This is a genomic window from Planctomycetota bacterium, from assembly GCA_039182125.1.
Taxonomy (GTDB): Bacteria; Planctomycetota; Phycisphaerae; order Tepidisphaerales; family Tepidisphaeraceae; genus JBCDCH01.
Window position 1 is genome coordinate 1 of record JBCDCH010000122.1, and the last position, 5,848, is coordinate 5,848.

At 63.2% G+C, this 5,848-nt stretch carries 7 protein-coding genes; 2 read left to right on the top strand and 5 right to left on the bottom strand.

Features of this window, described 5'->3' with window-relative positions; all coding sequences use genetic code 11:
• Positions 1 to 931, top strand: a 931-nt coding sequence (locus AAGD32_18230) for an ATP-binding cassette domain-containing protein (protein MEM8876188.1), incomplete at its 5' end; no start/stop codon positions are given.
• Positions 932 to 1,138: 207 nt separating this feature from the next.
• Here the strand turns inward: AAGD32_18230 and AAGD32_18235 are convergent.
• Genes AAGD32_18235 through AAGD32_18250 form a run of 4 tightly spaced genes read right to left on the bottom strand, consistent with a single transcriptional unit; the run spans position 1,139 to position 4,320 of the window.
• Entirely contained in the window at positions 1,139 to 1,561 is a 423-nt protein-coding gene (locus tag AAGD32_18235) for a hypothetical protein (GenBank protein ID MEM8876189.1), read from the bottom strand.
• Positions 1,562 to 1,605: 44 nt separating this feature from the next.
• Positions 1,606 to 2,904, bottom strand: coding sequence for a phosphoribosylamine--glycine ligase (purD, locus tag AAGD32_18240; GenBank protein MEM8876190.1), 1,299 nt, complete (start codon positions 2,902 to 2,904; stop codon positions 1,606 to 1,608).
• Between the two features lie 30 nt (positions 2,905 to 2,934).
• Positions 2,935 to 3,306 carry a DUF2237 domain-containing protein gene (locus tag AAGD32_18245; protein MEM8876191.1) on the bottom strand — a complete coding sequence of 124 codons (372 nt, stop codon included), beginning with the start codon at positions 3,304 to 3,306 and terminating at the stop codon, positions 2,935 to 2,937.
• A 9-nt stretch (positions 3,307 to 3,315) separates the two neighbouring features.
• Positions 3,316 to 4,320 carry an NAD(P)-dependent alcohol dehydrogenase gene (locus AAGD32_18250; protein MEM8876192.1) on the bottom strand — a complete coding sequence of 335 codons (1,005 nt, stop codon included), beginning with the start codon at positions 4,318 to 4,320 and terminating at the stop codon, positions 3,316 to 3,318.
• Between the two features lie 75 nt (positions 4,321 to 4,395).
• On the opposite strand from AAGD32_18250, the gene AAGD32_18255 reads away from it, so the two are divergent.
• Positions 4,396 to 4,701, top strand: a complete 306-nt coding sequence (locus AAGD32_18255) for a helix-turn-helix domain-containing protein (GenBank protein ID MEM8876193.1) — start codon at positions 4,396 to 4,398, stop codon at positions 4,699 to 4,701.
• A 500-nt stretch (positions 4,702 to 5,201) separates the two neighbouring features.
• Here AAGD32_18255 and AAGD32_18260 read toward each other — a convergent pair.
• Positions 5,202 to 5,848, bottom strand: a 647-nt coding sequence (locus AAGD32_18260; protein MEM8876194.1) for a nucleotide sugar dehydrogenase, incomplete at its 5' end; no start/stop codon positions are given.

The window sequence follows — 5,848 nt, forward strand, 5'->3', positions numbered from 1 at the left end:
CGCACTACGCACCGAAGAACTCGGCAAGTCGTTCGGCGAGCAAACGCTTTGGCGGGATGTGAAGTTCGACCTGATCGCCGGCCAACGCTTGGGCATCATCGGCCCCAACGGCTCGGGAAAGACGACGCTGCTCAAAGTTCTGCTCGGCGATCAGACCGCCGACGCGGGCAAGATCAAATGGGGCCCGACCGTCACGCCCGGCTATTACGACCAACGACTCGACAAGTTCAATCCCGACAACACCGTCCTCGCCGAGACCGCGAGTGCCGCGCCGAAAGAGACCAAGCCGCAGGAAATCCGCAACCTGCTCGCGGCCCTGCTCTTCCGCGGCGACACCGTCGAGAAACCCATGCACCTGCTCAGCGGCGGCGAACGTGCACGGGTCGCGTTGGCCAAGCTCCTGTTGCAGGGCCACGACTGTCTGTTGATGGACGAGCCGACCAACCACCTCGACATCCCGACCCGCGAAGCGTTGGAACGTGCGCTGTCCGACTATCAGGGCACGCTCGTCTGCGTGAGCCACGACCGCTACTTCCTCCGCCGCATGTGCGACCGCCTGCTGGTGCTCGACCCGCCAACGGCAATGGACTTTGAAGGCGGTTTCGACGAATGGCACGACCGCTTGGGCGAAGCGTCGAAGACGCCCGCGCCGAAAAAGCAATCCCAACCGATTCCCCAGAAACAGACACCCAAGCCCCAACAGAAGAAAGACAACAAATACGCCCGCCCCTTCGGCACGCTCACGATCGAAACCCTCGAATCCGAGATCACCGACACCGAGATCGCCATCGCCGAGATGAACGAAAAGTTCGGCGACGTCGCGCTCATGAGTGACGAGTCGGAAAGCAAACGCCTCCAAAGCGAATACGCCGCCGCGGAGAAGAAACTCGAGCAGCTCGAAGCGGAGTACTACCACCGCGCCGACGCGTAAGGGTGAGTCGCGCGAATCGCACCGCACCTTTTCGTAGCTGCGTTGCTCCGCAACGCGGTTCGTCATGCGATCGACAGCGGCGTTGCGGAGCAACGCAGCCATGCGCTCTTCGCGACGTCCTTCCGCCCGAACCCGCATTCCGATCACCGCCCCGGCGTCGCCCGCCAGTCATTACCCGCACTGCGGACAACCGCCGCGATGCCGCCGTCAACGCCACGGGGCGGCGATGAAAACGGTCATCACCGCAAGGCCCCCAACAATTAGCCAATGCGGAACAGCGATCGTTGAGACATTGAACTCTCGGACGCGGTCGAAACTGTCGAGATGCACTCTCTTCCCATGGAACATGCCGGGCATGGGAAAGAGGGGTACACGTTGCCCCAGTTGCACTTCTGGTCCACCCCAAGCGAATCCGGGATAAGGCGCGGTCATCGGACGATCCAATGTGCCCTCGATCAGGTCGGCGCGAGCTACGTAGATGACGTGCCCACCGGCGTCGATACGATGGTCGAGCCACATCTCGATGGCGTTTGCGCCGTAGCCCGTTCCAATGACATTCAGGCTGGAAGGACCTTCATTGCTCAGCCACTGATCGGCAATCTGCGACAACCAGCTACCAAGGGCAAGCAAGCCGAGGACCGCAAGTAAAGTCGCGAGAGTCCTCCTCCGCCGGCTCACCGCCCCGCTCCACGTAGCTCGGGTCTTCCAGCGATGTCGCGGCGGTACTGCATGCCGTCGAACTTGATTTTCTCGACGGCGGCATAGGCGGTGGCGGTGGCTTCGGCGAGCGTGTCGCCAAGGGCCGTCACGCCGAGGACGCGGCCGCCATTCGTCACCAACTCGCCATTGCTCTCCGCCGTGCCGGCGTGAAAGACTTTGACGTTCTCGTCCGCCTCGGCTTCTTCGATGCCGGTGATGACGTGGCCGGTTTTGTACTTGCCGGGGTAGCCGCCGCTGGCGAGGACGACGCAGCAGCTCGGCCGCGGGTCAAAGTGCAGGTCAATGCCGGCCTCGGCGAGCTTGCCGTCCGCCGCGGCGCGGAACGCACCGAGCACGTCGCCGCGTAGCCGCATCATCAGTGGCTGACACTCCGGGTCGCCGAACCGCACGTTGTACTCCAGCACCTTCGGCCCCGCGTCGGTCAGCATCAGACCGGCGTACAAGATGCCGCGGAACTCAATGCCATCCCGCCGCAGCGCGTCGACCGTCGGGATGAGAATGTCACGCTCGATCTTGGCGAGCGTCGCATCGTCGATGATGGGCGTCGGGGCATACGCGCCCATGCCGCCGGTCATCGGGCCGGTGTCGCCGTCGTCGCGTTGCTTGTGGTCCTGAGCGGGGTCGAAGACGAAAAGGCTGTCGCCGTCGACCAGCGCGAGGACGCTGACCTCGGGGCCTTTGAGAAAATCCTCAACCAGCACGCGGGCCCCGGCGTCGCCGAACTCCTGCTGCTTCATGATCCGCTCGGCCGCGTCGAGTGCATCTTCGGTGCGGAAGCAAACGGTGACGCCCTTGCCCTTGGCGAGCCCGGCCGCCTTGATCACCAGCGGGGCGCCGCGTCGGCTGATGTACGTCGCGGCCGACTCGTGGTCGGTAAAACTCTTCGCGTTCCCCGTCGGCACCAACGCCGACTTCATTACTTCCTTCGCGAACCACTTGTCCGCCTCAAGTTGGGCCGCCGCCTTGCCCGGCCCGAGCACGCTCAAGCCCGCCCCACGCAGCACGTCCGCGATGCCATTGGCAAGGGGATCCTCCGGCCCGACGATCACGAAATCGATCCCGTTGTCCCGGCAAAACGCCAACACGGCGTCGGAGTCGTTCGGGTCGATGTCCACGCAGTTGGCGACTTCCTGGATACCAGGGTTGCCCGGCATGACGTAGATCCGGTCGCCGGGTAGTTGCTGCGCAATCTTCCACGCCAGTGCATGCTCGCGTCCGCCTGAACCCAGAATCGCAACCGCGTCGATGGTCATGGCCAAGCGTAGGGCAGGCAATACCTGACCTTACTCGTTTTCGACCGCATACATCTTGAGCGTGGCAAGGTCGACCACACGCAATGCTGCTTCGTGCGTCGCTTGGAGAACAACCTTTGGCGCAACGCCGACGTCGATGGCTTCAGCCCACCGGCTCACGCACAAACACCATTTGTCACCGGGACGCAAGCCGGGAAAGTTGTATGCCGGCACCGGCGTGCTCAGGTCATTGCCTCGCTCGGCGGTGAAGCGCAGAAACTCCTCGGTCATCACCGCGCAGACCGTGTGACTCCCCGTGTCGTTGGGGCCGGTGTTGCAACAGCCGTCGCGGTAGAACCCGGTCATCGGGTCGGTCGAACAGGCGATGAGCTTGCCACCGAGGACGTTCTTCGCTTCTTCCATGACGCCAAGCTACACCGTAATGACAACCTTGCCGACGTGCTTTTGGCTGGCGAAGTAGGCGTAGGCTTCGTGAACCTCATCGAACCCAAACGTGCGGTCGATGATCGGCTCGATCTTGTTCTGCTCGATGCAACGGTTCATCGCGCGGAACTGCTCGGCGGAGCCGACGTAAATGCCGCGGATGGTCTGGGCATTGAGCAAGGCGGGCAGAATGTTCGGTTGACCGTCCGAAAGCAGGCCGATGAGCGAGACGGTGCCGCCGACAGCGGTGGACTGAAGCGAGCGTTGGAGCGTGCCGTTACCACCGACCTCGATGACGTGATCGACGCCCACGCCATCGGTCGCGGCGCGGACCTGCTCGTGCCACTCGGGATGGTCGGCGTAGTTGATCGCCACATCAGCGCCGAGCGCCTTGGCCTGGTCGAGCTTGGCGTTGGAACTCGACGTAACGATCGTGCGGCAACCCATGGCATGGGCGAACTGCAAGCCGAAGACCGAGACACCGCCGGTACCCAGTAGCAGCACGCTCTGGCCGGCGGCAGTGTTGGCCGAGGTCAACGCGTTCCACGCGGTCAATGCCGCACACGGCAAGGTCGCCGCCTGCTCGAAGCTGTAACCCTCGGGGATTCGCACCAGCGAATGGGCCGGCATGGCGATATTCTGCGCGAGCACGCCATCAACACTGCCGCCGAGACCGGTGTGGAGATGGGCATCGGTGGTTGCGCCGCCGGTGTGATCACGAAGGAAGTTGGGCGACACGCGATCGCCGACCTGCCAGCCGACGACATCCGCACCGACCTCGACAATCTCACCGGCACAGTCCGAGAGCGCGATGACCGGCCGAGTGTCGTTCCGCGGATAGCCTCCCTTGGCGATGATCGTGTCGCGGTAGTTCAGCGAACACGCCTTGACGGCGATCACGACCTCGCCAGCCTTGGGCGTTGGATCAGGGAGTTCGGTGCGGACGATTGCGTCAGAGATGCCGGCGTCGGATTGGATTTGGTAAGCGTGCACGGGCGAAGCCTTTGTTCGAGTTACATCGAACATAGGCCGGCCGGCACGTCCGGGTCAACGCGCTAAGCTGTCGCCGTGCCCCGCGCGCTGGAACATCCTGAACTTGCGGACGTATCGATCGAGCAGGTGTTGGCCGCGCTCGCCGATCCGGTGCGCCTCGAGATCGTCCGCATGCTCGCCACCGCCGACGAGCCGCTGGCCTGCGGAACGGTGACCGACAACATCCCCAAAAGCACCGCAAGTCATCACTGGAAGGTCTTGCGTAAGGCGGGTGTCATCCGCCAGACATCCAGCGGCACCAGTCGGCTCAACGCCCTGCGCCGCCGCGAACTCAACGCAACCTTTCCCGGCCTGCTCAATGCTGTGCTGCGGAGTCGATGATATTCGGTAGAATGCGTATTCCACGCGGATCGTGGCCCCGAGGCCGCATCCTCCGCACCGCCGCCGTCAGCCGGCATCGCAGGCCGAGCCAACCCGCGATAAACGCGACAAATCCTATAGCGAGGGCCACACCCGCAATGGTCCCGTGCATCTCGCCCGACGCACCTTTTCGGCTCCCGAAGAGAACCCACATGCACGGCGTTAGCACGACGATCCCCAACCCGCACGCGATCAAAAACCACGCCAATCGCCCCATCCACTTCCACCGTATAATCGCCCGCACAGCGAGCTTCCGCGAAACGAGATGGTGGGTGTAGCCGTAGAGAGATCGTCCACGATTTCTGTTCAACGCGTTGAGTGCTCCGATCAACGGGAAAGCAACAGACGCGATTGCCGTCCCTGCCTCGCCCGCACCGCCGGCTTGCTCAAACGGCCGGCCACCACGCAGGACCCAGTCGATCTCCAACGTGACCTCAGTCTCGCGTTCTGGCACTTGTACTTCAAGCCTTGACCACGTCATGTCCGTGAAGGAGGTTACGCGTATCGATCACGAGCTGCGCATGTTCTGCGATCTGCCGCGGGTCGTACCACTTGTGATTGGTGGCAACCACAACCGCGTCGTAATCGGCGAGGGCTTCGGTGCTCCAAGCGATGCTCTGCTTGTCCACGTCGTAGTGCCGCATCTCGTGAGTCTGTGGAACGTGCGGATCGTGGTAATCCACGTGAGCCCCCAGGGCTTCGAGGCGTTCGATGATCTCGAAGCTCGGGGACTCACGAACGTCATCGACGTCGGGTTTGTAAGCGAGACCAAGCACGAGGATCTTCGATCCCTTGACCGGCTTGGCGTGATCGTTGAGCGCAAGGGTGGTGCGTTCGACGACGAATTGCGGCATGGCGCGATTGACCTCGCCGGCGAGTTCGATGAAGCGGGTCGACAGGCCGTACTCACGGGCTTTCCACGTCAGGTAGTACGGGTCGATCGGGATGCAGTGTCCGCCAAGTCCCGGGCCGGGGTAGAAGGCCTGGAAGCCGAACGGTTTCGTGGCCGCCGCCTCGATCACCTTCCACACGTCGACGCCCATCTCGGTCAGCAGCACCTTGAGCTCGTTGACCAGCGCGATGTTCACCGCGCGGTACACGTTCTCCA